This window comes from Bacillus sp. 5w2 (assembly GCF_054353775.1).
Genome location: NZ_JBTIWT010000018.1, coordinates 1 through 23,904, shown reverse-complemented (window position 1 = coordinate 23,904; position 23,904 = coordinate 1). Strand labels below are relative to the sequence as shown.

Annotated in this window: 27 protein-coding genes; 19 read left to right on the top strand and 8 right to left on the bottom strand. The window is 35.9% G+C overall.

What is annotated here, in order from left to right; translation table 11 throughout:
• Nucleotides 1-13: 13 nt before the first annotated feature.
• Nucleotides 14-1,417 (bottom strand): branched-chain amino acid transporter BcaP, encoded by a 1,404-nt coding sequence (gene bcaP, locus ACXY7N_RS23600; RefSeq protein ID WP_088084621.1) that lies wholly within the window; start codon nt 1,415-1,417, stop codon nt 14-16.
• Between the two features lie 343 nt (nt 1,418-1,760).
• Here bcaP and ACXY7N_RS23595 point away from each other — a divergent pair, with 343 nt between their 5' ends.
• From ACXY7N_RS23595 to ACXY7N_RS23555, 9 genes are all read left to right on the top strand, one after another.
• Nucleotides 1,761-2,888 carry a cation:proton antiporter gene (locus tag ACXY7N_RS23595; protein ID WP_000899803.1) on the top strand — a complete coding sequence of 376 codons (1,128 nt, stop codon included), beginning with the start codon at nt 1,761-1,763 and terminating at the stop codon, nt 2,886-2,888.
• Between the two features lie 125 nt (nt 2,889-3,013).
• Nucleotides 3,014-3,343: a hypothetical protein gene (locus tag ACXY7N_RS23590; RefSeq protein WP_016089196.1), complete on the top strand. Its 330-nt coding sequence runs from the start codon at nt 3,014-3,016 to the stop codon at nt 3,341-3,343.
• Nucleotides 3,344-3,360: 17 nt separating this feature from the next.
• Nucleotides 3,361-4,224, top strand: a complete 864-nt coding sequence (locus ACXY7N_RS23585; protein WP_016089195.1) for a MurR/RpiR family transcriptional regulator — start codon at nt 3,361-3,363, stop codon at nt 4,222-4,224.
• Nucleotides 4,225-4,518: 294 nt separating this feature from the next.
• The gene (gene murQ / locus ACXY7N_RS23580) at nt 4,519-5,403 is read left to right on the top strand and encodes an N-acetylmuramic acid 6-phosphate etherase (RefSeq protein WP_016089194.1); all 885 of its coding nucleotides are present in this window, start codon (nt 4,519-4,521) and stop codon (nt 5,401-5,403) included.
• A 24-nt stretch (nt 5,404-5,427) separates the two neighbouring features.
• Complete coding sequence (locus ACXY7N_RS23575) at nt 5,428-6,792, top strand: PTS transporter subunit EIIC (RefSeq protein ID WP_048567144.1); 1,365 nt, start codon at nt 5,428-5,430, stop codon at nt 6,790-6,792.
• A 48-nt stretch (nt 6,793-6,840) separates the two neighbouring features.
• Entirely contained in the window at nt 6,841-7,905 is a 1,065-nt protein-coding gene (locus tag ACXY7N_RS23570) for a DUF871 domain-containing protein (RefSeq protein ID WP_367888439.1), read from the top strand.
• A gap of 160 nt (nt 7,906-8,065) precedes the next feature.
• On the top strand, nt 8,066-8,470 hold the full coding sequence (locus tag ACXY7N_RS23565; RefSeq protein ID WP_001077759.1) for a DoxX family protein: 405 nt from the start codon (nt 8,066-8,068) through the stop codon (nt 8,468-8,470).
• A 156-nt stretch (nt 8,471-8,626) separates the two neighbouring features.
• Complete coding sequence (locus ACXY7N_RS23560; protein WP_016133692.1) at nt 8,627-9,028, top strand: nuclear transport factor 2 family protein; 402 nt, start codon at nt 8,627-8,629, stop codon at nt 9,026-9,028.
• Nucleotides 9,029-9,115: 87 nt separating this feature from the next.
• Nucleotides 9,116-9,598: a PRK06770 family protein gene (locus ACXY7N_RS23555; RefSeq protein ID WP_488592635.1), complete on the top strand. Its 483-nt coding sequence runs from the start codon at nt 9,116-9,118 to the stop codon at nt 9,596-9,598.
• A 32-nt stretch (nt 9,599-9,630) separates the two neighbouring features.
• Here the strand turns inward: ACXY7N_RS23555 and ACXY7N_RS23550 are convergent, their stop codons facing one another.
• The gene (locus tag ACXY7N_RS23550) at nt 9,631-10,542 is read right to left on the bottom strand and encodes a DMT family transporter (RefSeq protein ID WP_016089189.1); all 912 of its coding nucleotides are present in this window, start codon (nt 10,540-10,542) and stop codon (nt 9,631-9,633) included.
• A 204-nt stretch (nt 10,543-10,746) separates the two neighbouring features.
• Here ACXY7N_RS23550 and ACXY7N_RS23545 point away from each other — a divergent pair, with 204 nt between their 5' ends.
• Nucleotides 10,747-11,241, top strand: coding sequence for an Lrp/AsnC family transcriptional regulator (locus ACXY7N_RS23545; protein WP_016089188.1), 495 nt, complete (start codon nt 10,747-10,749; stop codon nt 11,239-11,241).
• A 137-nt stretch (nt 11,242-11,378) separates the two neighbouring features.
• A complete protein-coding gene (locus tag ACXY7N_RS23540; RefSeq protein ID WP_016089187.1) occupies nt 11,379-11,834 on the top strand; it encodes an N-acetyltransferase in 456 nt (151 codons plus the stop codon).
• Between the two features lie 67 nt (nt 11,835-11,901).
• Here the strand turns inward: ACXY7N_RS23540 and ACXY7N_RS23535 are convergent, their stop codons facing one another.
• Nucleotides 11,902-12,672: an SDR family NAD(P)-dependent oxidoreductase gene (locus ACXY7N_RS23535; RefSeq protein WP_016089186.1), complete on the bottom strand. Its 771-nt coding sequence runs from the start codon at nt 12,670-12,672 to the stop codon at nt 11,902-11,904.
• Between the two features lie 138 nt (nt 12,673-12,810).
• Between ACXY7N_RS23535 and ACXY7N_RS23530 the strand changes: the two genes are divergently transcribed.
• The 5 genes from ACXY7N_RS23530 to ACXY7N_RS23510 all read left to right on the top strand — a co-directional run bounded on the left by ACXY7N_RS23530 (nt 12,811) and on the right by ACXY7N_RS23510 (nt 16,993).
• Complete coding sequence (locus ACXY7N_RS23530) at nt 12,811-13,170, top strand: MerR family transcriptional regulator (protein ID WP_016089185.1); 360 nt, start codon at nt 12,811-12,813, stop codon at nt 13,168-13,170.
• Nucleotides 13,171-14,211: 1,041 nt separating this feature from the next.
• Nucleotides 14,212-14,556, top strand: a complete 345-nt coding sequence (locus ACXY7N_RS23525; RefSeq protein WP_000796014.1) for a DMT family transporter — start codon at nt 14,212-14,214, stop codon at nt 14,554-14,556.
• 2 nt (nt 14,557-14,558) lie between these two features.
• A complete protein-coding gene (locus ACXY7N_RS23520) occupies nt 14,559-14,873 on the top strand; it encodes a DMT family transporter (protein WP_000539674.1) in 315 nt (104 codons plus the stop codon).
• 129 nt (nt 14,874-15,002) lie between these two features.
• Complete coding sequence (locus ACXY7N_RS23515) at nt 15,003-15,581, top strand: TetR/AcrR family transcriptional regulator (RefSeq protein ID WP_016133698.1); 579 nt, start codon at nt 15,003-15,005, stop codon at nt 15,579-15,581.
• A gap of 209 nt (nt 15,582-15,790) precedes the next feature.
• The gene (locus tag ACXY7N_RS23510) at nt 15,791-16,993 is read left to right on the top strand and encodes an MFS transporter (protein WP_016089182.1); all 1,203 of its coding nucleotides are present in this window, start codon (nt 15,791-15,793) and stop codon (nt 16,991-16,993) included.
• 33 nt (nt 16,994-17,026) lie between these two features.
• Here ACXY7N_RS23510 and ACXY7N_RS23505 read toward each other — a convergent pair whose 3' ends face one another.
• Nucleotides 17,027-17,365, bottom strand: coding sequence for a winged helix-turn-helix transcriptional regulator (locus ACXY7N_RS23505; RefSeq protein WP_001059468.1), 339 nt, complete (start codon nt 17,363-17,365; stop codon nt 17,027-17,029).
• Nucleotides 17,366-17,534: 169 nt separating this feature from the next.
• Here ACXY7N_RS23505 and ACXY7N_RS23500 point away from each other — a divergent pair, with 169 nt between their 5' ends.
• Nucleotides 17,535-18,074, top strand: a complete 540-nt coding sequence (locus ACXY7N_RS23500) for an ester cyclase (protein ID WP_016089180.1) — start codon at nt 17,535-17,537, stop codon at nt 18,072-18,074.
• Nucleotides 18,075-18,093: 19 nt separating this feature from the next.
• Complete coding sequence (locus ACXY7N_RS23495; RefSeq protein WP_016089179.1) at nt 18,094-18,642, top strand: NAD(P)H-dependent oxidoreductase; 549 nt, start codon at nt 18,094-18,096, stop codon at nt 18,640-18,642.
• A gap of 54 nt (nt 18,643-18,696) precedes the next feature.
• On the opposite strand, the gene ACXY7N_RS23490 is transcribed toward ACXY7N_RS23495, so the two are convergent.
• Both ACXY7N_RS23490 and ACXY7N_RS23485 read right to left on the bottom strand, forming a co-directional pair.
• Nucleotides 18,697-19,215: a hypothetical protein gene (locus ACXY7N_RS23490; RefSeq protein ID WP_016133699.1), complete on the bottom strand. Its 519-nt coding sequence runs from the start codon at nt 19,213-19,215 to the stop codon at nt 18,697-18,699.
• 182 nt (nt 19,216-19,397) lie between these two features.
• Complete coding sequence (locus ACXY7N_RS23485; protein ID WP_488592634.1) at nt 19,398-21,137, bottom strand: ABC transporter substrate-binding protein; 1,740 nt, start codon at nt 21,135-21,137, stop codon at nt 19,398-19,400.
• 103 nt (nt 21,138-21,240) lie between these two features.
• On the opposite strand from ACXY7N_RS23485, the gene ACXY7N_RS23480 reads away from it, so the two are divergent.
• A complete protein-coding gene (locus tag ACXY7N_RS23480) occupies nt 21,241-22,503 on the top strand; it encodes an MDR family MFS transporter (protein ID WP_488592633.1) in 1,263 nt (420 codons plus the stop codon).
• Between the two features lie 51 nt (nt 22,504-22,554).
• Here ACXY7N_RS23480 and ACXY7N_RS23475 read toward each other — a convergent pair whose 3' ends face one another.
• Together ACXY7N_RS23475 and ACXY7N_RS23470 are read right to left on the bottom strand one after the other, a co-directional pair.
• Complete coding sequence (locus ACXY7N_RS23475; protein ID WP_016089175.1) at nt 22,555-22,758, bottom strand: hypothetical protein; 204 nt, start codon at nt 22,756-22,758, stop codon at nt 22,555-22,557.
• 322 nt (nt 22,759-23,080) lie between these two features.
• Entirely contained in the window at nt 23,081-23,596 is a 516-nt protein-coding gene (locus ACXY7N_RS23470; protein ID WP_016133702.1) for a type 1 glutamine amidotransferase domain-containing protein, read from the bottom strand.
• Nucleotides 23,597-23,904 lie beyond the last annotated feature (308 nt).

Genomic DNA, 23,904 nt, shown 5'->3' with positions numbered 1-23,904 from the left:
GCGAGCTATTTTGTTATGCTTTTTTCTCTTCATCATTCGATTGTTCAGTAGCTAAGTGACTATGTTTTCTAGAGTAGAAGAAATAGAAGCATAAGCCGACTAGAAGCCAAACGGCAAAGCTAATCCATGTCGTTTTAGACAAATTAATCATTAAATATAAACAGCAAAGAATTGCAACAACTGGTAATACAGGTACGAAAGGTGCGCGGAATCCGCGTTTTAAGTCAGGGTGTGTTTTTCGTAAAATAAGTACCGCGCAGCAAACGAATGTGAAGGCTGTTAACGTACCGATGTTCACTAAGTTAGCTAATACATGTAAGTCTAAAAGTCCTGCTAATAAAGCTGACACAAAGCCAGTAATCCACGTGTTTAATAAAGGGATTTTTACTTTTTTATTCACACGTGCTAACGCTTTTGGAAGTAAACCGTCGCGGCTCATCGCATACGAAACGCGAACTTGTCCATACATAACGACTAAAAGAACGGTTGTCATTCCAGTCATTGCCCCAACAGCGAGTAGTCCTGCAATTGTATCTTCACCAACGAAATGTAAGGCAAACGCAACTGGATCCGAAACATCTAATTGTGTATACGGAACCATACCTGTTAAAACGAAAGATACAATCATGTATAAAACAGTACAAATAAGAAGGGAACCGATAATGCCAATTGGTAAATCGCGCTGTGGTTTTTTCGTTTCTTCTGCAGCGGTTGCGATTGCATCAAAGCCTAAGAAGGCGAAGAATACAGTGGCAGCCCCAGTAATAATACCGTCGTATCCGAATGGAATGAACGGAGTCCAATTTTCAGGTTTTACATATTTTGCGCCTGCTACGATAAAGGCGATAATAACAGCTAGCTTGATAAGAACCATAATATTATTAATGCGTGCGCTTTCGCGTATACCGAAACTTAAAAGTCCTGTAATGAGTAGTAAAATACAAACGGCAGGTAAATCGATAATGCCGCCTTTTCCTACGCCAGGGGCCGAGGCTATTATGGCGGGCAGGTGTATGTTAAAGCCTTGTAGTAAAGATTGTAAATAACCAGACCAACCGACAGCTACCGCTGCTACGGCAAGTAAATATTCGAGCATTAAACACCAACCAACGATGAAGGCTACAACTTCTCCGACTGTCATGTATGCGTAAGTATACACACTTCCTGAGACAGGAATAGACGAAGCAAATTCGGCATAACAAAAGGCTACACAAGCACAAGTAAAGGCAGCAATAAGGAATGATAGCATAATACCAGGACCAGAATGTTTCGCTGCGACAATACCTGTTAATACAAAGATCCCTGTCCCAATTACGGCGCCAATTCCTAAAAACGTCAAATCAAGTGCAGTTAATGTTCTATCTAACTGCCGTGGTGATTCAGTACTAAGCGCTTTTTTTCGTAATAATGACTTCACTTTGGACTCTCCCCCCGTTTTTTCATTTCCATAACTGCGAATATAGTATGAGCCCACTAGAAAAGAGTACGTAAGTAAATGGAGGTACAGTTATGGTGTCTAGTTTTTTAAAATTGCTGGATTAATCTTAATATAATTCAGAATATTTTGTCAAATAAAAATATGACAAATAAAATGCGGATGAATAGGGGAAACTACTGGCAGGAATGGACGAGGGTTAACAGAGTGACAAAACCGCTCATTACAGTTTCACTTTATCCCGATTGGTTCAACGAATAATCAGTGGATATGGGGAAATTCCCCACTGATTACAGTTTCACTTTATAAAGTAGGAGAAGATGTTATGTTATTTTATTTTGAACTTGTCGTCATTTTACTTTGTACGAAATTAGCTGGTGATATTAGTGTAAGACTCGGCCAGCCCTCTGTACTTGGTAAGTTAATTGTTGGTATTATTATCGGTCCGGCTGTGCTTGGTATTATTAATAGTTCTGAATTGATTGATGAACTGAGTGAGATTGGTGTTTTACTACTTATGTTTATGGCGGGGCTTGAAACGGATTTAGAAGAGTTAAATCGGAATTTGAAATCTGCATTCGCAGTAGCGATGGGAGGGATTATTTTCCCATTCCTTGGTGGGTATTTAGCAGGACTTGCGTTTGGAATGTTACAGTCGCATGCGATCTTTTTAGGGTTATTACTTTGTGCCACTTCGGTTAGTATTTCTGTTCAAACATTAAGAGATTTAGGGAAAATGAATACGAGAGAAAGTACGACGATTTTAGGGGCAGCTGTATTTGATGATGTAATTGTTGTTATTTTATTAGCATTTGTGATGAGTTTTTTAGGTACACAAGATGTAAATGTAACGCTTGTCATTGCAAAGAAAATTATCTTTTTTGTAAGTATCGTTTTCATCTCCTGGAAAGTGGTTCCATGGATTATGAAGATGCTCGTACCACTTCGCGTAACAGAAGCATTAATTAGTGCAGCACTTATTATTTGTTTCTCTTTTTCGTATTACAGTGAAATGATGGGAATCGCCGGTATTATTGGAGCATTTGCAGCAGGGATTGCGATTTCTCAAACAGAATACAAGCATGAGGTAGAACATAAGATTGAGCCAATTGCTTATGCGATATTTGTACCAGTGTTCTTCGTAAGTATCGGAATGGAAATTACATTTCAAGGTATCGGAAGCCAGCTTTGGTTCATTATCATTATGACGCTTATTGCGATTTTTACAAAGTTAATCGGATCAGGTTTAGGAGCAAGACTAACAGGATTCAACCTTCAATCTTCTATTAGTATCGGTGCGGGAATGGTATCGCGTGGAGAAGTGGCGCTTATCATCGCAGCGAATGGACTTGCGGCGAATTTATTAGCGAAAGAAAATTTCACAGCAATTGTCATTGTTGTTATATTAACGACGATTATTACGCCGCCGCTTTTGAAGAAATATTTTGTATAGAGAGGAAGAGCTTATCTGATGTAGGTAAGCTCTTTTTTATTGGAAAAAAGCAATAGTCATATAGCGTGAATAGGTTGTAATTATGGTAAAATCTACGTATATGATAAGTCGAGGAGAGAAAATGTGTGAGGATTACGAAGGGGAAGGTTATCGGTGTAATCATACTTATTGCACTATGTATACCATTTACTGCATGGAAAGAATCAAAAGTGAAAGATTTTCCAGTTTCTATTTTTTCTTCCTATGTAGAAGACGAAAATCCGAAAGACTATAAGTACACTGCTTTTGTACCTGACTTTGCAATTTGGATACATGGATGGGAAAAACAGCGATCTGAAGGTGAAATAACGTCATATAAAAAAGGGGAGCGAACTGTAATTGTTCATCATCCACCTGGTAATGATGCTTTTTATCTATATGATACAAATGATAGTAGAGAAGATACGCAACCGTAAGAAGTGGAGGTTAAATAGTGAAAGCTTCTACATTACTATTTAAAATTGAAAGTAATATGGATCAATTTTCACCAGCTGAAAAGAAGGTTGCCATGTACATAATGGAGAATGCAGAGATTGTTCCGAACTTAACGACGAAAGAAGTGTCAACGAATGCAGGCGCAAGTGAGGCGAGCGTTGTTCGCTTTTGTAAGTCGATTGGAATCGGAAGTTTTAAAGCATTTAAAATCGCACTCGTTCGCGAATTAACGATTGCTGATTATAATATTAACGATTTTTCAGTGATGAATACGGAAGATGGACCGTATGACTTGTTTAATAAAGTTACATATGTGAATAAAGCTGCAATTGAGGCGAGCGTTACGGCTATAGATAAGAAGGAGCTGGAAAAAGCAGCAGACCTTATTGTAAATGCGGATAAAATTATATTTTACGGAGTAGGCGGATCAGCTACTCCAGCGATGGACGGGGCTTATAAATTTACAAGGCTCGGATTTACTGCAATGATGCTATCTGATTTTCATATGATGTTGCCGCTTGTGACAAATTTAAAAGAGGGCGATATATTTGTGGCGATTTCAACATCTGGTCGTACGAAAGATGTACTTGAAATGGCGCAATATGCGAAGAGACAAGGTGCAACAGTTATTGCGATTACCAAGCTCGATCAATCATCACCGTTATATAAAGAGGCGGATATTCGTCTTTGTATGCCAGATGTAGAACAAGATCATCGTATTGCGAGTATTGCTTCGAGAATGACACAATTGAATATGATTGATGCTTTATATGTGATTACGTTTAATCGGATTGGTAATAAAGTGTTGGATCAATTTATGGAGACAAGAGAAGAAGCTTTGCGGTTACGGAAGTTAAAATGAAAAGATGGGGAAACCCATCTTTTTTTCGTACTGACATAAAGTGAAACTTTAATAAGTGGGGGGCATCCCCCACTTATTATTAGTTGAACCAATCGGACTTTTACAGGCAGTTGATCCCCCACCTATCTTCTTTGCTTTCGCTGAATTTGAGGTGGGGGTCTTACTGCCAGTTAAAGTGGGATAAATTCGTCATGAAAAGAAATTAAATTTCATAAAATAATAAAGTAATATTGATTTTAAATTTCTTAAAGTTATAATAAAAGTATGAAATTAAATTTCAAAGTAGGTGGTAATATGTTAGAAAATTTATCGACAGAACACCGTAATGAAAAGACGATGAATTTAGATGAGATGAGTATAAAAGAAGTTTTGCAAAGCATGAATGAAGAAGATCGAACTGTTGCGTTAGCAGTTGAAAAAGAGATAGAACAGATTGAACAGGTTGTGCAAACTGTAATTCAATCATTTGAAAGAGAAGGGCGACTCATTTACATTGGGGCTGGTACAAGTGGTCGTTTAGGTATTTTAGACGCAGTGGAATGTCCGCCGACATTTGGCACAGATAATAAAATGGTACAGGGGTTTATAGCAGGAGGATTGAAAGCGTTTACTAAAGCGGTGGAAGGTGCCGAAGACCGTGAAGAGTTCGCGGAAGAAGATTTAAAAAGTATCGGATTAAACGAGAAAGATACTGTAATTGGAATTGCGGCAAGTGGTCGAACTCCTTATGTCATTGGGGGATTGAAATACGCGCATAGCGTGGGAGCGAGTACAGCTAGTATCTCCTGTAATAAAAATGCTGAAATAAGTAAATATGCAAAGCTAAATGTGGAAGTAGAAACAGGCGCCGAAATTTTAACAGGCTCAACGCGTTTGAAAGCTGGTACAGCGCAAAAATTAGTACTCAATATGATTTCAACAGCTTCTATGATTGGTGTAGGGAAAGTGTATAAAAACTTAATGGTAGATGTTCAGTCTACAAATGAAAAGTTAGTAGAACGATCAAAACGAATTATTGTGGAAGCAACAGGTGTTAGTTATGAAGTAGCAGCAGAGTATTACGAAAAAGCAGAACGTAATGTGAAAGCCGCGATTGTTATGGTGTTATTGCAGTGTGAGTATGGGGAAGCACTGGAGAAATTAAAAGAAGCGAAAGGGTTTGTGAAGAAGGCACTATAAAATAATAGGGAGGGGGATTCTATTATGAAGAAAGAAGAGAGAATGGCCAAAGAAATTTCAGAGCAACTTGGGGGAGTAAAAAACATTCGTGGTATTGCTCATTGTATGACGAGACTGCGATTAACGCTTCATGATGAAAGTAAAGTGAATATGGACCTTTTGAAAAAGGTTGAAGGGGTTATGGGTGTTATTGAAGATGAGACACTTCAAGTTGTTGTTGGACCAGGGACAGTAAATAAAGTAGCAGCTGAAATGGAAGGTTTAACAGGACTGCGAATTGGTGAGGTGGCAGATCATCATCTTGAAGATCTCGGGCAAGAGATGAAATCAGAGATTAAGAAGAAAAATAATACACCAGTGAAAAACTTTTTAAGAAAAATAGGAAGTATTTTCATTCCATTAATTCCGGGTCTTGTTGCGTCAGGAATTATAAACGGGGTTGCTAACTTTGCGAAAAACGCAGGTGCTGATCCGAATGCAACGTGGCTACAAATGTTACTACTCATTGGTGGCGGTATCTTTACATTCTTAGGGATTTTAGTCGGTTGGAATACAGCGAAAGAGTTTGGCGGGACACCGGTTCTTGGGGCAATTGCTGGTATTTTAATTTTTAACCCGGCGATGGCGACTGTAAAATTATTCGGTGAAGCACTCGTACCCGGACGGGGCGGATTATTTGCAGTTATTTTTGCAGCATGGCTTATGGTTGTAGTGGAAAGACAAGTTCGAAAAGCAGTGCCAAATGCAGTTGATATTATTGTAACGCCGCTTATTACTGTATTAGTCGTAAGTATCGTAACGATGTTAGCCATTCAGCCAGTTGCAGGTTTCTTATCTGAAGGAATTACAAGCGGAATTAATGGGATTTTAAATATTGGCGGCGCGTTTGCAGGAGCAGTACTTGCGGGAACATTTTTACCGCTCGTTATGGTCGGATTACATCACGGTTTAACACCGATTCATATGGAGTTTATTAATCAAACGCACGTAACACCTTTATTACCAGTACTTGCCATGGCTGGAGCTGGGCAAGTAGGAGCAGCGATTGCGATTTTTGTAAAAACAAAAAATAAACGACTGCGTAACGTAATTAAAGGTGCATTACCAGTTGGATTTTTAGGAATTGGCGAACCGTTATTATACGGTGTTACATTACCACTTGGGAAACCGTTTCTTACAGCTTGTCTCGGTGCAGCTGTCGGCGGTGCATTCCAAGCCGTTATGAAAACAGCCGCACTTGGAATCGGCGTATCAGGATTATCATTAATTCCGTTAATTGCTGATAATAAATATTTATTATATTTCCTTGGATTAGTAGTAGCATATACTTTCGGATTCATCTTTACGTACTTCTTCGGATTCAAAGAAGAAATGGCAGAAAACATATAGAGAAAGGGATTCCTTTCTCTTTTTCTATTCATAGAAAGGGAGATTCATATGATCGGAGTTTCAATTTATCTTGCAAAAGAACGAGTAACGAAACAAGAAGAGTGGCTAAAAGTAGCGAAGAAAAACGGGTTTTCATCTATTTTTACATCACTTCACATTCCAGAAGATGATCCGGGTACGTATAAAGAGTTAATTCAAATACTTGGGAAACAGGCTCTTGAAAATGAAATGGAATTAATGGTCGATGTTTCTCCAAAATCGCTACACCATTTAGGAATGACGTACGAAAATGTGGAAGAGGTAGTAGAATGGGGTATTACTGGTTTACGAATGGATTATGGCATTACGCCGAAAGAAATTGCGCGCGTATCTCATAAGATGAAAGTGGCTTTAAATGCGAGTACGATTACAAAGTCATTTTGGAAAGAGTTACTTGCAGAAAGTATACGAGTAGAGAATGTAGAAGCATGGCATAATTTTTATCCGCGTCCAGAGACAGCGTTAGCAAAGTCCTTCTTGCAAAAACAAAATCAATATTTGCATGAGTGCGGAATAACAACGATGGCATTTATTCCAGGCGATGGGGAAAAACGTGGTCCGTTATATGAAGGCTTACCAACGTTAGAAAAACATCGTTATATGCGACCGCTCGAAGCCTATTTAGAACTTGTACAAGAGTGTGATGTTGATAAAGTTTTAATTGGGGATATAAGCGGAAGTCTAGAAAGTGTACAAGAGATAGCGAGTGCGAGTAGAGGGATTATTCCTCTACGATATGAGCCATTGATAAAGGAAAGTGAAGCATTAAAAATGGTAAAACAAGTGCATACAAATAGACTAGATCCAGCTCGTGATGTCATTCGTTCTGTAGAATCACGAGAAGGAAATAAAGTGATTTTACAGCCGATGCATGCAATTGCAAGAAAGAAAGGCAGCATTACAATTGATAATGAATTGTACGGTAGATATGCAGGAGAGATGCAAGTTGTTGTACATGATTTGCCTAAAGATGAGAAAGTGAATGTTGTTGGCATGGTTGTAGAAGAGGATATATCTTTATTGCCGTATGTTGGCGCTGGAAAAATGTTTCAACTTTTTTGTGCGATAGAGTAAAAGCTTGAATTAGCGCTACTTTGTAAGAAAACATTATCCGTAAAAGGGATAATGTTTTTTGTTTTCTTAAAAAAATCATTTGACGAATGGAATGAAATACCGTATTGTTTTGATTTGTAAATAAAAGTTCACCATAACAAAACAAAAAGGAGAGTTCAAAATGAATCAATATATTGGGAATTTAATGATTCGTATCGTGTTAGGAGTAACGTTCTTTGCACATGGTTTAGCGAAATTTCAATCAGGTATCGATAACGTAGCAGGATGGTTTACAAGCATTGGCTTACCAGGTGGTCTTGCATATGGCGTAGCAACTGTAGAATTAGTTGGTGGTATATTATTAATTATCGGCTTAGGCGTACGATATGTAGGATTGTTATTCGCTCTTATTTTAGCTGGAGCTATCGTAAAGGTAAATGGAGCAGCAGGGTTATTGGGAGATGGAAAGAATCCAGGATATGAATTAGATCTTGCATTATTATCAATGGGTGCGTATTTATTCGTTGTAAAAGCAGAAGGATATGTAGACCGTTTCTTAAAAGAGAAAGTAATGAAAACGAAGTAAACTTATTTATAAATTGTTGACTTAAAGAACTATTGTAACTATAATGATTACAACTTGTGAATTAAGAATAAAATAATTTTAATATTTTTTTACACAAGGTGTAACGAAAATGGTTACACCTTGTGTAAAAAATGAATAAAAACGGGAGGAAGTAACATGCCTAAATCAAATTTAGAAATTATTCGAAGTACGTATGAAGGATCAGCTTCTTCGAATGCAAAACATTTAGTAGAAGCCCTCTCTGAAAAAGTAGAATGGACAGAGGCAGAAGGATTCCCGTACGGGGGAACTTATATAGGTGTAGAAGCAATAATGGAAAATGTATTTAGCCGATTAGGATCAGAATGGGATGATTATAAAGCGAGTGTAAATACGTACCATGAAGTAAACGGAAAAGATGTAATTATTGCTGAAGGTATATATTCTGGTGTTTATAGAGAAACGGGAAAATCATTTAAAGCAGAATTTGTTCATGTATGGCAACTTGAGAACGGAAAAATTGTGAAGTTTAAGCAGTATGTGGATAGTTATATTGTTAGGGAAGCGATGAAGGTTTAAAATGAAATAAGGAAACAAATGGAATCGACTGTGCCTAGGCGATTCCATTTGTTTATGTGATTATTAGGGGAATGGGGAGTACATAATATGAAGAAATGGATAATAGGGACAATTACCATGATTGTAATTGTGATAGGGGCTGTATTCGGTACTACTAAACTTCTTAATTATATAGAGGAAGAGGAGAAGAGTCTTAAAACACAAAAAGCAATGGGCCAACAGGAGAAGAAAGTTGAGGAAGAGAAGCCACAATTTAGTGAGGATGAAATTATTTCTACCATGCATAGGATGGTACATCAAAAAGTGAAATCCTCTGAAAAATGGGGATTTATTGAAATGACAAATAAGGAAATTGTTAGTGCTAAGAAGGCAGTAGAAAGTAGTACAAATTTTAAACATAAATCCAAGCTACTTGCCACTTTAGAGCGTTGGAAGAAAGGGGATTTCTCACAAACGGTTGAGGAGCATAACTTTTTGTGGGAAATTCAAGGTGGTGATACTGGAAAGGCAACAGAACGTTTATCGCCAGAAGAAGAAAAGCAGTATGTGAAAGAAATGAAAGGTAAATAAAAAGATCACCACTTTGATGGCGATCTTTTTGATTAAGAATGTTTCCGCATTAAAGCTCTAGTGGGCTGAACCGTAACCGTTTTGAAATGAGAAAATAAATAACATCCTGTCACAACAATCATTGTCCCGAAAATTTGTATCCACGTTAGTTCTTCACCGAGGAAAAGGAATGCTAGAATAGCTGTGAAAATCGGATTGAAGTTTAGAAAAATCCCTGATGTTGTAGCTCCTAATTTTTGCACGCCAATATTCCAAAATACCATACAAAGAACTGTGGAAATAAGCCCAGTATATAAAAGTGATGTTATGAAAGAAGTGTTTATATTGGAAACAGTGAAGTTCCCTATGTTAAATGGCAGTAATAAAATAACGCCGAAAATACCAGAATATAATGTCGCCATAAGTGGTGTAGTTGTTTTTGTTGCCCACTTACTGCAAACAGAATACATTCCCCAAATACAAACTGCCGCAATCATCCATAAATCTCCGCTATTAAAATGTAGTGAAAATAAAAGTGCAAAGTTACCTTTTAATAGAACAAGAATAACCCCAAAGAATGAAAGAATCATGGATAGAATTTGAAGTGTATTTACTTTTTCTTTTAGAAATAATACTGAAAATAGTGCAATTGAAATTGCGTTCAATGTAGAAATAAGTCCTACATTTGTTGCGGATGTTTTTTCTAGTGCTAAAAATTGAAAAATGTTAAAAAGAGCGACCCCTGAAATCCCCATTAGTATTAAAGGAAGTATGGCAGCACGTGGTGGAATGATTTTCTTCTCTTTAAACCAAACCATCGGCAATAAACAAACGATGGCAATCATCCATCTTAAGTTTGTAAGTGTCATCGGCGACGCATGATCAACGAGTGATTTTCCAACGACGAAATTTCCTCCCCATAATAAACTCGTTAATAATAGTAAAAAGACATAAAAATAAGGCATACTAAAATCCCCTTTGTTGTAATCAATGTCAATTGTAAATAATTTTAGCATTTTTCTTCATTGTGTAATATATTCTTTTGTATAATGGTTAAAAGTCGATAAAATGTTTTGTTTTGAATATCATTTGCGGAAAAAAATTCAATTTTATGTAAGTTATAAGGTGTATTTCCGAATAATCATCGGCAATAAAAAGGGGGAGTTTTGGTGGAGTCGTCTGTTATTAAAGTGTTAGATGATTTAGATGTACAAATTTTAGATATATTGCAGAAGGAGTCACATGTAAGTAATGCAGAGCTTGCGCGACGTGTTAATTTATCACCGGCTGCGATGCATGCAAGAATAAAAAGATTAGATGGAGAAGGGTTCATTGATAAGCAAGTAGCCATTCTAAACCAAGAAAAGCTTGGTTTTGATTTGTTATGCTTTATTTTTATGAGTACGAATATTCATCAATCGGATAAACTTGAAGTGTTGGAAAAAGAATTAGAGTCGATGCCGGAAGTATTAGAATGTCACTGCTTAACGGGAGAGTATGATTATTTATTAAAGGTTGCAAATCGTGATCGTAAAGAATTAGAGCAGTTTATTAGAAAGCTGAATAAGCTTGGTATTACAAGGATACAGACGAGTTTAGCACTTCGTGAAATTAAATATTCGACCGTATTGCCGATACGAAATGAGGAACCAAGCATCGATTAGATTGCTTGGTTCTTTGTTTGTGTAAGGTTAAGAAAAGTGATTGACGGGGAAAAAGGAGAGATGTATTATTATATAAAAATATGTATTAAAATTCAATTTAGGTTATAAATATTAATATCGGGGCAAGGGGATATAATATGAAAATCTTTAATGCAGTTACGAGTGATGTGAAAGAAATTTATAGTCTCATTGAAGCTTATGCAAAAGAGGGAGTGGTTTTACCGCGTTCTCTTTTATCTCTCTATCAATATTTACAATGTTTATATGTTATGAAGGAAGACGAGAAAATTGTTGGGGTTGCTGGTTTACATGTGTTAGGGGAGGATCTTGCAGAAGTTCGGTCGTTAGTCGTTTCGCATACATATGCAGGAAAAGGAATTGGACGTATGTTAGTGAACCATGTAATAAATGAGGCAGCGAAAATAAAAGTGAGTAGAGTCATTTCTTTAACATATGAAACGGAATTTTTTCAAAAGTGCGGGTTTGATTTTGTGAATAGAGAGGCGTTACCGGAGAAAGTATGGATTGATTGTAGACATTGTCCAAAAGTTGATCATTGTGATGAGGTGGCGATGATTCGATATGTTGGGTGAAATTTTCAGAGAGAAAAAAGTCCCACTATTATTTACGTAATAGTGGGCATCTATATTTTAGGGGAAATTAAGAACTTGAATTCGTTTTTCTTACTGCAAAATTAAAAATGGGGTTTTTAAGCTCATAGTTATAAGTATAACCATCGACAATCCCTACAACTTTATCACTGTCGTAAAGATCAAGCATAAATTGTGCCATTTGTTTTGCAGTGTGGAATTTCGGTACAACATTATTGTATTGGAACTCATCAATATCCAATGAACGTTTTGCAAATTCTGTTTCAGTTGCAGCAGGTGCTAAAACCTTTGCTTGCAGTTTTGCACCTTGTTCTTTCAATTCGTGAGATAAGCCTTCTGTAAATGCACTTACATAGAATTTCGTAGCGCAATACGTAACAGCATCAGCAACGATCGTGTATCCACCGCCTGATGAAACGTTAATAAGTTGTGTGCCATCAACCATTGAATAATCTCGAACGAAAAGGGAAGAGAGTATTGTTAATGCTTCTATATTTACATGTAACATCGTTTCAATTTTATTTAAGTTTTGTTCAGCAATTGAGGCGAAATTACCAAACCCTGCGTTGTTAATCCACGTTTCAATTTGAAAAGTTTGTAGGCTTTCATAAAGTTTATAAACATTTTCCGTGATAGATAAATCCGTTCTTCGAATGACAACATCCAATTCTGGATTCATTTCGTTAATTTTTAATTTTAATCCATCTAATTCTTCTTGTCTTCGAGCTACAAGTATTAAGTTCTTTCCGCGAGATGCAAAAGCTAAAGCTGATTCATAGCCAATTCCAGAACTGGCACCAGTAATAACAGTGTATTTCATATAAAATCCCCCTAAGTTCAAATGAATGTATTATGGTTAGATTGTATTTGTTAGAGTATACTCTAAGTCAAATGTTTTTTTATAAATTTGATAAGGCTATAAAATATATGAGGGTAAGCACGTGGAGGGAGTTAGAGTATGTATACAATTAGTGAGGTAGCTACATTATTAGGAGTGAGCACACATACACTACGTTATTATGAAAAGGAAAATATATTAATTGCAAATCGCGATACAAATGGGAATCGACTGTATGAAGAGTCACATATAAAGTGGTTGCAGTTTGTCATGAAATTAAAACAAACGCAAATGCCAATAGCGAAAATAAGAGAATACGCTAGGTTATATTTAGAAGGAGAGCATACGACTGAAGCTCGTTTACAGCTTCTAGAAGATCATAGGAGATCTATTCAGATTCAAAGAGAAAACTTAGTAACTACAGAAAAGATGCTTGAGAATAAAATTATTGCATATAAGGCCTCTTTGGAAAATAAATAGAAAACATAATCTGCTCCTTAGTTATATGATAAAAATGGATTTAATCTCACAGTGTGCTGGAAAATAAAAAAGAGCAGTTAGCAAAAGCTAACTGCTCGGTAAATTGGATGTGAAGATTTAGTGTTTATATTTTCATAGTAGATAAATTATGATTTCTTGAATGTAATTTTTTACTGAAAATCGCATCTTAATACAAGGTACATAAACGAAGAAGAGCCTGATATGGCTCTCAGGCTCTTCCCTCAATAGCAAAGAGTAAGTCTTTTAATTACTCTTCTCCTACATAATACACAAGATGTATTTGGATGTGTAGAACAATAAATTCCAATATAATTATCCGAATATAGTGTTTAAAAATGAAAACTAGCTGATTTAAATAAGGAATTAAATTACAAATGTTGATTTATCGCATAATAGGAACCCATTTATATAAAATGAAGGTTAATAAAGTGATATTGCGATAATAAAATATGAAATATTGCATATCGAATTGTAGAACAAAAAAGTGAAATGGTAATTGAATAAATTAAACAGCTCATTACCGATTTAGAACGAAGAAAATCAGATCTAAAACGAATCTGAAATGACTTTTCGGGAATTCATGGCGAAGAATATCGTGATAGTATTGCATAAGCAAATATTTATTTTGGATCAAGTGAACATGCGATTGAATTGGATTATGAAAGATGAAAAATAAAAAGAGCAGCTAGCAAAAGCTAACTGCTCTATTCAAGGGATCTCTCCAAGGGGGAGTGGAGAAAATATTATGTTACTAGCAGTATTAACAGATTATTAGGAAATATACAAATCGGATGAAAGAAATTTTAAATAATCTTTTTGCATTGACAGTTCTTAAAATATTCATGTACAATATTTATGAATGACATTCAGTCATTTTTCTGTGGGAGGATGTAGTTAGCTTGGAAATGGAAAGAATATAATGATAAATGAGGATGATAGCTGTTTTTATATAGTAGTGATTAAGGAGTATATTTTTTTAAAACAAAAATGACTGATAGTCAGTCATAAGAGGTGAGAGGTATGAAAAATAGAGCTTGGTTATATGTCATATTAACATGTATCTTTGAAATTTTTTGGGTGTTTGGCTTTAATACGGCCGATACTTGGTGGCATTGGATTATTATTTTAGGAGTTATCGCTGTTGATTTTCACTTTCTTTCTAAAGCGTGTGAACATCTTGCGACAGGGACTGTATATGCCATTTTTGCCGGAGCTGGTACGGTAGGTACTTTCTTAATGGATGTATTCCTTTTCGGCGGAAGTTTCAGCGTCGGAAAACTATTTTTTATCGTGATGGTTGTAGCTGGCGTTATCGGTTTAAAACTAGCTGATAATAAAGAAGAAACTGTGGAAGGAGCTGCTTAAAGATGGGTTGGTTTTTCGTATTTTGTGCCGCAATTAGTGAAATAGTCGGTGTGATCGGTCTTAAAATGTATAGCAAAGATAAAACGTTAGCAAATGGAGCGCTTTATATAGGTGGATTTGCTACATCCTTCGCATTCTTGTATACATCTTTCTTATTCTTACAAGTAAGCGTCGCGTATGCGGTTTGGATTGGTATTGGAACAGCAGGTGCCGTTTTATTAAATATGTTCCTGTTTGGTGAGTCGAAAAGTAAAGCACGTATCATTAGTGTGGCTCTTATTGTATGCGGCGTGACAGGATTAAAGGCTCTGTCATAAAGGTATACTGCATCTCCTAACAAGTCGTTAGGAGATTTTTATTATAAAAAGTGCACGATAATTGACAGTATAGCTAGTTATTTTATAAAATGAGTGACAGTCATTCAATACGCGTGTGAAAGGGTTTAGATGATGAATAAAAAAGAGAAAATTGTCTATGCAGCTATTGAAGTGTTTCAGGAAAAGGGCGTTGAAAAAACGAAGATTTCTGATATCGTGAAATTGGCGGGCATTGCACAAGGAACTTTCTATTTATATTTTCCTTCTAAGTTATCTGTTATGCCTGCAATAGCAGAAGTGATGGTTGAAAAGATGATACTTGCAGTAAAGGAAAAAGTGCAAAATGATGCGCCTTTCTCAAGTAAAGTGACGCAAGTAATAGATGCGGTATTTCACTTTATAGAGGAATATCGTGAAATACAAGCTTTAATGTATGCGGGGCTTGCATCTACAGAACATATAAAAGAATGGGAAGCTGTGTATGAGCCTCTTTATAAGTGGCTAAGCGAGTTTTTAAATGAGGCAAAAGAAGCTGGTGAAATTCGTGATTCGGTTCATGCAGAGCGAACAGCGAAGTTATTTATTGCTCTTGTTGAATCAGCAGCGGAACAAGTTTATTTATATGATCATAAAGATGATGAGCAAGTCGAGCTACAAAAGGCAGAAGTACTAGATTTTTTAACACATGCACTACATATAAAGAAATAGTGGGATGAACCTGTCTGAAAAGGTAGGTTCATTTTTGAGGAAAACTGAATGATAGTCATTCACCTAATGCTTATGTATGTGTGGAAGGATAGAGTGAAATTCTAATGGGTGGAGGCATTTCTACTCATGATTAGCCCACAAATAGCAGGATAAAGAAAAAGCTTCTTAGGCATTTTTTTGAGAGGAACTTACGGGAAGAGGTGTTAAAAGTGAAGAAACCGATAAAAGAACAAAAGATGGTATTGGTCATTCTTTTGAGTAATATATTTATCGCTTTTTTAGGGATTGGATTAATCATTCCGGTTATGCCGTCCTTTATGAATGATATGGGTTTAACAGGGAAGACGATGGGATATCTCGTTGCAGTGTTTGCAATGGCTCAGCTTATTGCTTCACCTATTACAGGCCGGTGGGTCGACCTTTATGGTAGGAAGAAAATGATCATCATTGGATTATTTATTTTTGGTGTTTCAGAGCTTCTTTTTGGTTTAGGAACAGATGTATGGATGCTCTATGCAGCGAGGGTGTTAGGCGGAATTAGTGCTGCGTTTATTATGCCTGGTGTTACGGCATATGTTGCGGATATTACATCTATGCAGGAACGTCCAAAGGCGATGGGATATTTATCTGCTGCTATTAGTACCGGCTTTATTATAGGACCTGGAATTGGCGGATTTATTGCAGAATACGGTATACGTGTGCCGTTCTTTGTAGCTGCAGCAATTGCTTTTATAGCATGTGTAATTTCTATCTTTATTTTAAAAGAACCGTTAACAAAAGAAGAGCTTGCAGAGATTTCTGCTAATACGAAAGAATCAAGTTTTATTGGTGATTTAAAGAAATCATTACATCCAATGTATGCAATTGCATTTATTATCGTATTTGTACTTGCTTTCGGTTTATCGGCGTATGAAACTGTGTTTAGCCTGTTTTCTGATCATAAGTTTGGTTTTACACCGAAAGATATTGCGGCAATTATTACAATTAGTTCAATCTTTGGGGTAGTTGTGCAAGTATTTATGTTTGGCAAATTAGTCGACATGTTCGGTGAAAAAGTGTTGATTCAAATATGTTTAATTGTAGGTGCGGTATTAGCGTTCGTTTCAACTATAGTCTTTAATTATTGGATTGTACTTCTTGTTACTTGTTTTATTTTCCTAGCATTCGATTTACTGCGTCCAGCTTTAACGACGTTTTTATCAAAAGCAGCTGGAAAAGAGCAAGGATTCGTTGCTGGTATGAACTCGACTTATACGAGTTTAGGAAATATCGCAGGACCAGCGATGGGTGGAATATTATTTGATATGAATATTCATTATCCATATGCATTTTCAGGAGTTGTTTTAATAGTTGGTCTCGGTATTACATTTATGTGGAGAGAGAAGCAACTAGCTGAAAGTTTTGCGAAGTAATCAAACCCCTTACGACGGTAAGGGGTTTTTGTTTTATAAACTTAATCCAAACCGTTTTAATTCAATAAAAATCCCCTCTAATTGCTTTCCTTTATCCGTTAATGTGTACTCTACACGAGGCGGAACTTCTGGATATACTTTTCTCGTTATAATGCCTTGAGATTCTAATTCTTTTAGTCGAAGCGATAATGTTTTCGGACTAATCCCGTCCATTGATTTTTGCAAATCACTAAAGCGTAATGTTCCTTCGATAAGAAGGTCACGAATAATTAAAAACGTCCATTTTGTACGAATTACATCAAGTGTTTTAGCGATAGGACAAGGTATGCCAGGTAAACCTTTCGTTAATTCAACTGGATCTATATTGTTCATGGAACTAGCCTCCATAAAATTTTTTTGAATGAATTTGCTTTATAGTATCACAAAACTATACTTTTGGTAACTATATGAAAAAAATATCACTACTTCCATAAAGGAAGTTAGTACATATACAATAGCAATAAGAAATATAAAGGGTTTGTATGAGGGGGAGGTGATTTTCATGGAGATAAAAAAGTTGTTTGGGTTCCTTAGTTTGTTTGTTATTTGTATTGTACTTGTAGCATGCGGCGGGGAGCAAAAAACTGAAGTCCAGTTATTAAAAGAAATGCCACAGCCAAAAGCAATGACAATTGATCCTTCAATCAGTAAAAAGGAAGCGACCGAAATGGTTCATGCCGCGCAGCGTTTTTACGCATTTTGGGATACAGGTAAAGAGGAGCTTATTCCGCAGACTGTTGCTGAAAATTTTTTCGATAATACATTGCCGAAAGGGCGACCACAAGGCACGGAAGGATTAAAGTTTGCGGCACAAAATTTTCGTAAAGTTGTGCCTGATATACATTGCGAGATTGAGGATTTATTAGTCGTTGGAGATAAAGTAACAGCTCGTCTTTCTTTTACAGGAACGCATAATGATAAGAAAATCAATTTTTTTGCAATTGATATTTTACATGTGAAAGACGGAAAGATAACAGAAGACTGGCATTTAGAAGATAATCTTACGCTGAAACAGCAACTTGGGTTAATAGCTGAGGAATAAAATAAGGGAGAGAAAAGCGATGGAAAATATATTGATTATAAATGGACATGAAAAATACGGTACGAAAGAAGGGCGATTAAATAGAACGTTAGTAGATCATATGGTAACGGTATTAAGCGAGAATCATCATGTGAAAACAACAACGATTCAAGATGGCTACAATATGAAAGAAGAACAAGAGAAGTTTTTATGGGCGGATGTTGTAATTTATCAAACACCGATTTACTGGTTTAGTGTACCGGGCTTATTTAAAACGTATATGGATGAAGTATATGAATACGGTTTGTTCTTTAAAGGTGCTGATGAATATGGAACAGGTGGTTTATTAAAAGAGAAGAAATATATGTTCTCTACAACTTGGAATGCACCTGAGAAAGCATTTGGAGATAAGACGAAGTTCTTTGAAGGAGAAAGTTTAGAATCAGTGCTTAGTCATTTACATCGCGTGCAAAAGTTTCTCGGTATGAGTCCGTTAAAGAGTTTTGCTTGTTATGATGTGGTGAAGAATCCAAATATTGAGCAATATTTATTGAACTTGAAAGATCACTTAGATGGAGTAATGAAATAATAGTTTGGATCTGTATGTGAAGAAGGTACTACTAAGGATGTAGTACCTTCTCTTTCATGAAATACGTTGAAAATCTTTACTTATACAGGACTGTTTTAGTTTTTTTGATTTGATTAAATGTTTTATATCAGAGATGTTATCGTATGAAAGCTGAGTATGATAATAGTTAATGTACTCAAGTAATGCAAAAATATAAACAAATAGAGTGAATGATAGCCCGCCTAAAGGTAAGTGGGGATACCAAATTACAAAATCAATAGTAAACGTAATAAATCCCGTGATAATGAATGCTATATTTATCTTTTTAAGTACTTTTAAATATTGAATCATTCTAATAGGCGTAACAGATGTTTTCTCTTTCTTTAGTCGTTTCCACTTTACGTACCAGTAAATTGTTCCTTGTAATAAGATAAACTCTAAAAGAAGAAATGAGACCCAAAAAGAATATAGGGAATATAAATGTAACGTAGGATAAGCATAATTAAGTAAGTAACTTGTGAAAATAAAAGTAATGACTGAAAATAATTCACCTGTGTATAGATAGGAAAGTCTTTTTTCTAGGTTGCGTTTCATGGTTCTTCTCCTTTTATCCCGCATTAACGGGCAGTAAGACCCCCACCTCAAAATTCAGCGGAAGCAAAGAAGTTAGGTGGGGGTCGGGCTGCCCGTAAAAGCCCGATTGGTGAAGGCTAATAATCAGTGGGGATGAACAAAACCCCCACTGATTAAAGTTTCACTTTATAAAAACTCACATTTTAATACGTGGATGGCTGTATCCATAACTTTGCAAAATTTGCCCAGCCGAATGAATCAATTGTTACGTTTTTCAAAGAAGAAGGGTATGTTTTTCTTTTTAAAACGTGATAGTTAAATAAAATGATGTGTTCTGCTTGTAAAAATTCTTCGATCTCATACATAAGCTTATAGCGCTTCTCTTTATTTTCTTCTAATAAAAAGGTATCAAGTAAACAGTTAATTTGGTTTCCATAGTGTGAGTCCATGAACCGATTTACGAAGCAACTTTTATTTTTAAATACATTTAAGAATGCAAGTTCATGATCAGCAGCAAACACTTCTCCCATGAAAATAATATCGGCATGTTTATCAATAGAACGATCCATATAATCTGAAACGAGAAATGGATGAAGTTCTACGTGTACTCCTAATTGTTCACACCGTTCTTTTAGGAAATATGCGTCATTTGCACTATCTTTAAATGCGAAGAAGTAAATATGTATCGTTTCTCCATTATAGGTGCTCTTGTTTACATACTCTTTCGCTTTTTCTAAAGAGTAAGACCTTTTAGAAGCTTGTCGACTCCTTTCAGGGAAAAAGCTTGATGCAGAAATTGTTCGTCTACCCTCTATGTTACGAAGTATCGTTTCAACATCATATAGTTCTCTCCAAGCTTTTCGAAAGTAAATGTCGTGATGAGGGCCAGGTTTTGTAAAGTTGAAGCTAGCATAAATACAACCTATTTCCTCTATTTGTATATCATGCCTTTCATTTTGCTCTTCATTTGGTAGTTCATAATCAGCATCTATTTGTACATGATCAGGAATACCCCAAAATTCAATACGGTCTAATAACGCGCGCTCTTTAAAATAATGAGTGAACGCTTCGAGTACGATATTATCTTCAGAGTAATGAGCAAGTTTGAAAGGTCCAGTACCTATATAATGATGATTTTGAATACTCGCATCAAGCGGCAAAATTGCTAGTTGCATGGAACTAACATAGTGTAAGAAAAAAAAGTTGGGTTTTGCTAAATGAAATCGAATTTGCAGTGGTGATGGTGTTTCAATTTGAACAATTTCTTCTGTTAACCATTCGAAAGGAGATTGAACTTGTTTTAGTCTTTCAAATGAAAATTGTACATCTTTAGAAGTTAAAATTGTTTCGTTATGAAAATATATATCTTTTCGTAAATAAAAGGTCCACGTCAGCCCGTCTTCACTTAATTCCCACGTATGCGAAATGTGTGGTTCCATTTTTTCAGTAACATCGTTATAAACGACTAACGTGTCAAAAATCTGACTCGTAAGATGGCTCTCCGTAGTTACAGCCACAAAGGCCGGATCTAATGGGAATATCTTTCTCGATATAGGAATCTTTAATATATCGTACATATCGTTTGAAGGTTCGTATCCAAAATGATGATGCAGTTTATTTTCTATCTTTTTTTGAAGTGCAAGAGGTAGGGGTTCTTTTAAAAGAAGAAAAATATCCTTTAACTTTTCTTGCGTTAACAGTTCATCTGTATAGGATTCAATCGCTTCTAGGAAACTATGCGCAAATTTAATTTCCGTTTTATTCCCGCGGCCTCGCCCTGGAGTCCAGTGAATTAATTGTTCCTCGCTCATTTTCTTTAATAAAATCTTTACGTTTTTCGTACTGCAATATAAAACATCCGCTAATTCTTGTAAGCTATTTCGAATATGTTGTTGATCTTGTGCGTGTAATCTTAACCGAATGTAATAGTCCATAATCTTCATGCATATACACTTCCTTTTATAAAAGGGGAAACTCTTTAGAATATTCTAACCTTTTTCTTCCTCTTTTTCAAAGTAAAATAAGTAAGCATAAGGAGGGGGAACAATGGGATTTTGGAGTATGCATCGAAATATCAAAATTAGAATTATAACTTCGTTTTTAACACGTACTGTGTCCACGATGATTTTTCCATTTATGGCGATTTATTTTTCCATAAAGTTAGGTAGTGCGATTGCTGGTACTTTACTACTCATTAATGTCATAGCTTCATTAGTAATAGGTTTATATGGTGGATATGTTGGAGATCGGCTCGGTCGTAAAAAAGTGATGATTATTGGCCAAAGTATACAAGTCATTTCCATTGCTTGTATGGGAGTTGCGAATTCAGATTATGTAGACTCACCGTGGTTAACGTTCGTATTTATGTTAGTGAATAGCTTAGGATCTGGACTTATGAATCCAGCGACTGAAGCGATGTTAATTGATGTGAGTACACCTGAGAATCGAAAAGTGATGTACAGCATTAACTATTGGGCTATTAATTTATCAATTGCAATTGGAGCAATATTTGGCGGATTACTATTTGAAAACTATAGATTACAACTGTTTATCGTATTAACGCTTGTTGCAGCCATTACTTTATATGTGATGGCTGTATATATGGAAGAAGTGTATGTAGCACGAAAAACGCTGGAGAAGAAAAATGTATTAAAAGATATGGCGGATAGTTATAAAGTCGTGATGAAAGATAGAGCGTTTTTAATTTTTTGTGCAGCAAGTATATGTACATTATCTTTAGAGTTTCAAATAAATAATTATTTAGGAGTGCGTTTGCAGAAGGAATTTGAAACGGTGCACTTTTTATTTGGGAATGGTTTTACGTTTGATTTAACAGGTATTCGCATGCTGAGCTGGATTTCAGCAGAGAATACAATTTTAGTTGTGTTATGTTCAGCACTTCTTATTAAAATGCTGAAAAGCTTCAACGATTTGAAAATTTTATATGTAGGCTTATTCATTTACACGATTGGCTTTACAATACTCGGAACGAGCAATACTTTATGGATTTTATTAATTGCAGGGCTTTTCCAAACGGTAGGCGAGATGATGTATGTGCCAGTGCGTCAATCTATTATGGCAGATATGGTGCCAAATGAGGCGAGAGGTTCATATATGGCGATTAACGGAATGGTCTTTCAAGTGGCAAAAATGAACGGGGCATTAGGTGTTATGCTAGGTTCATTTCTTGCATCTTGGGGCATGAGTGCCCTGTACTTTATTGTTGGTATGAGCAGTATTGTATTATTTATGAAGGCGATAGGGAAAGAGAAGTATGAGGATGAGAGAAATGTTTCTCAGATTGGATGAAACTATATAAAAGCGAACCAGTTATACTGGGACTCGCTTTTTATATAATTTTTAAAACGGATCAACTTCAGCTAAATTTGGAGTAGTGCTAGGCTGTAGCAAAAGATTTTTTAACGTTCCTACTTCAGAAAGAGCTACTAATATGTAGCCGCTAATCAGTACAATAAGTCCAATGACGCGTAACGTTTGCAAGCTTACTTCACGATTATTTGTTTCTGTAGGATTTGGGGGCGTTGAAGGTGGATTGTTATTCATAAATAAGGCTCCCATCTTTTGTATTTATATATGTGCAAAATGATTATTTAACTTATGGATTGGAATTATATAGTCATTTTCACTATATGAGAACTGCCTATGAATAGTGATTAGAAATTTTGGGACGAAAAAAGGAGGGATCCAAAAAATTATTAAAACTGAACTTTTAGATTCCCTTCTTTTTATTTATCCCGCTGTTTGTGGAGGTCTGTTTGCCTGTAAACGACCAGTTGGTGAGGGCTAATAATCAGTGGGGGATGAATGAAACCCCACTGATTAAATTTTTTTATATAAATAAAAGGAGGTTAGTGAAGCAAAGTAGCTATCCTAATATACGCAACGATTCTTCAATAAACGCTGGGATGTCCTCTGGTTGTCTACTTGTTACTAGCTGATTTTGGCATACGACAACCTCTTTGTCATGAAAATTTCCACCGGCATTTTTCAAATCGACTTCAATAGATTTATATCCAGTCACATCACGTCCTTCAAGTGTTTGTGCAGTGATGAGTAGCTGAGGTCCATGACAAATAGCGAAAACAGGTTTATCCGCATTCATAAATGCTTTACTAAAGCGAACAAACCGTTCATCTGCACGAAGTATATCTGGGGAAAACCCGCCTGGTATGAAGAGGGCATCAAAGTCCTCTGGAGAAACATCATCAATACTTTTATCAATTACGACTTCACTTTTTCCTTGTTTACCGTGTACCGTTTTCCCTTTTTCCGTTTCAATAGTTGTTAATTCATATCCCTTTTGATTAAAAGCTTCTACTGGCTCTGTGTATTCTGTATCCTCGAAATAATCCGTTATTAAAATAGCAATTTTTTTACTCATTGCAGTCAGCTCCTTACATTATAGTATCGGTTCCAGAATCTTCTTTGAGCAATGCCTTTTATAAAGTGAAACTTTAATTCATGTTTTTTCATTCCCTCCAGTTCCTTTGCCCTGTTAATTTAATACATACCCTTTTTATTAGGACGTAAACATGTATTATCGTTTTTGTATGTCAAAAATCATAATTAAGCTATAAAACACCGGAGGGGAAGGCGGGGTGTCTAGCACTCTATGCTTAAGAAAAAACAGGACGAACCTACCGGGATTTTTGATAGGTGTAGAATTAAAAATAAAAAGCCAAGGAGAAA

What these genes read in the sequence shown, in the direction of transcription:
- ACXY7N_RS23560 (WP_016133692.1), top strand. Translation starts at nt 8,627, where the DNA reads ATGCCTAAATCAAATTTAGAAATTATTCGAAGTACGTATGAAGGATCA.
- ACXY7N_RS23570 (WP_367888439.1), top strand. Translation starts at nt 6,841, where the DNA reads ATGATCGGAGTTTCAATTTATCTTGCAAAAGAACGAGTAACGAAACAA.
- ACXY7N_RS23575 (WP_048567144.1), top strand. Translation starts at nt 5,428, where the DNA reads ATGAAGAAAGAAGAGAGAATGGCCAAAGAAATTTCAGAGCAACTTGGG.
- ACXY7N_RS23525 (WP_000796014.1), top strand. Translation starts at nt 14,212, where the DNA reads ATGAAAAATAGAGCTTGGTTATATGTCATATTAACATGTATCTTTGAA.
- ACXY7N_RS23565 (WP_001077759.1), top strand. Translation starts at nt 8,066, where the DNA reads ATGAATCAATATATTGGGAATTTAATGATTCGTATCGTGTTAGGAGTA.
- ACXY7N_RS23595 (WP_000899803.1), top strand. Translation starts at nt 1,761, where the DNA reads ATGTTATTTTATTTTGAACTTGTCGTCATTTTACTTTGTACGAAATTA.
- ACXY7N_RS23505 (WP_001059468.1), bottom strand. Translation starts at nt 17,365, where the DNA reads ATGAACAATATAGATCCAGTTGAATTAACGAAAGGTTTACCTGGCATA.
- ACXY7N_RS23540 (WP_016089187.1), top strand. Translation starts at nt 11,379, where the DNA reads ATGAAAATCTTTAATGCAGTTACGAGTGATGTGAAAGAAATTTATAGT.
- ACXY7N_RS23480 (WP_488592633.1), top strand. Translation starts at nt 21,241, where the DNA reads ATGGGATTTTGGAGTATGCATCGAAATATCAAAATTAGAATTATAACT.
- ACXY7N_RS23520 (WP_000539674.1), top strand. Translation starts at nt 14,559, where the DNA reads ATGGGTTGGTTTTTCGTATTTTGTGCCGCAATTAGTGAAATAGTCGGT.
- ACXY7N_RS23515 (WP_016133698.1), top strand. Translation starts at nt 15,003, where the DNA reads ATGATGAATAAAAAAGAGAAAATTGTCTATGCAGCTATTGAAGTGTTT.
- ACXY7N_RS23470 (WP_016133702.1), bottom strand. Translation starts at nt 23,596, where the DNA reads ATGAGTAAAAAAATTGCTATTTTAATAACGGATTATTTCGAGGATACA.
- ACXY7N_RS23535 (WP_016089186.1), bottom strand. Translation starts at nt 12,672, where the DNA reads ATGAAATACACTGTTATTACTGGTGCCAGTTCTGGAATTGGCTATGAA.
- ACXY7N_RS23530 (WP_016089185.1), top strand. Translation starts at nt 12,811, where the DNA reads ATGTATACAATTAGTGAGGTAGCTACATTATTAGGAGTGAGCACACAT.
- ACXY7N_RS23490 (WP_016133699.1), bottom strand. Translation starts at nt 19,215, where the DNA reads ATGAAACGCAACCTAGAAAAAAGACTTTCCTATCTATACACAGGTGAA.
- ACXY7N_RS23485 (WP_488592634.1), bottom strand. Translation starts at nt 21,137, where the DNA reads ATGAAGATTATGGACTATTACATTCGGTTAAGATTACACGCACAAGAT.
- murQ (WP_016089194.1), top strand. Translation starts at nt 4,519, where the DNA reads ATGTTAGAAAATTTATCGACAGAACACCGTAATGAAAAGACGATGAAT.
- ACXY7N_RS23475 (WP_016089175.1), bottom strand. Translation starts at nt 22,758, where the DNA reads ATGAATAACAATCCACCTTCAACGCCCCCAAATCCTACAGAAACAAAT.
- ACXY7N_RS23495 (WP_016089179.1), top strand. Translation starts at nt 18,094, where the DNA reads ATGGAAAATATATTGATTATAAATGGACATGAAAAATACGGTACGAAA.
- ACXY7N_RS23550 (WP_016089189.1), bottom strand. Translation starts at nt 10,542, where the DNA reads ATGCCTTATTTTTATGTCTTTTTACTATTATTAACGAGTTTATTATGG.
- ACXY7N_RS23555 (WP_488592635.1), top strand. Translation starts at nt 9,116, where the DNA reads ATGAAGAAATGGATAATAGGGACAATTACCATGATTGTAATTGTGATA.
- ACXY7N_RS23500 (WP_016089180.1), top strand. Translation starts at nt 17,535, where the DNA reads ATGGAGATAAAAAAGTTGTTTGGGTTCCTTAGTTTGTTTGTTATTTGT.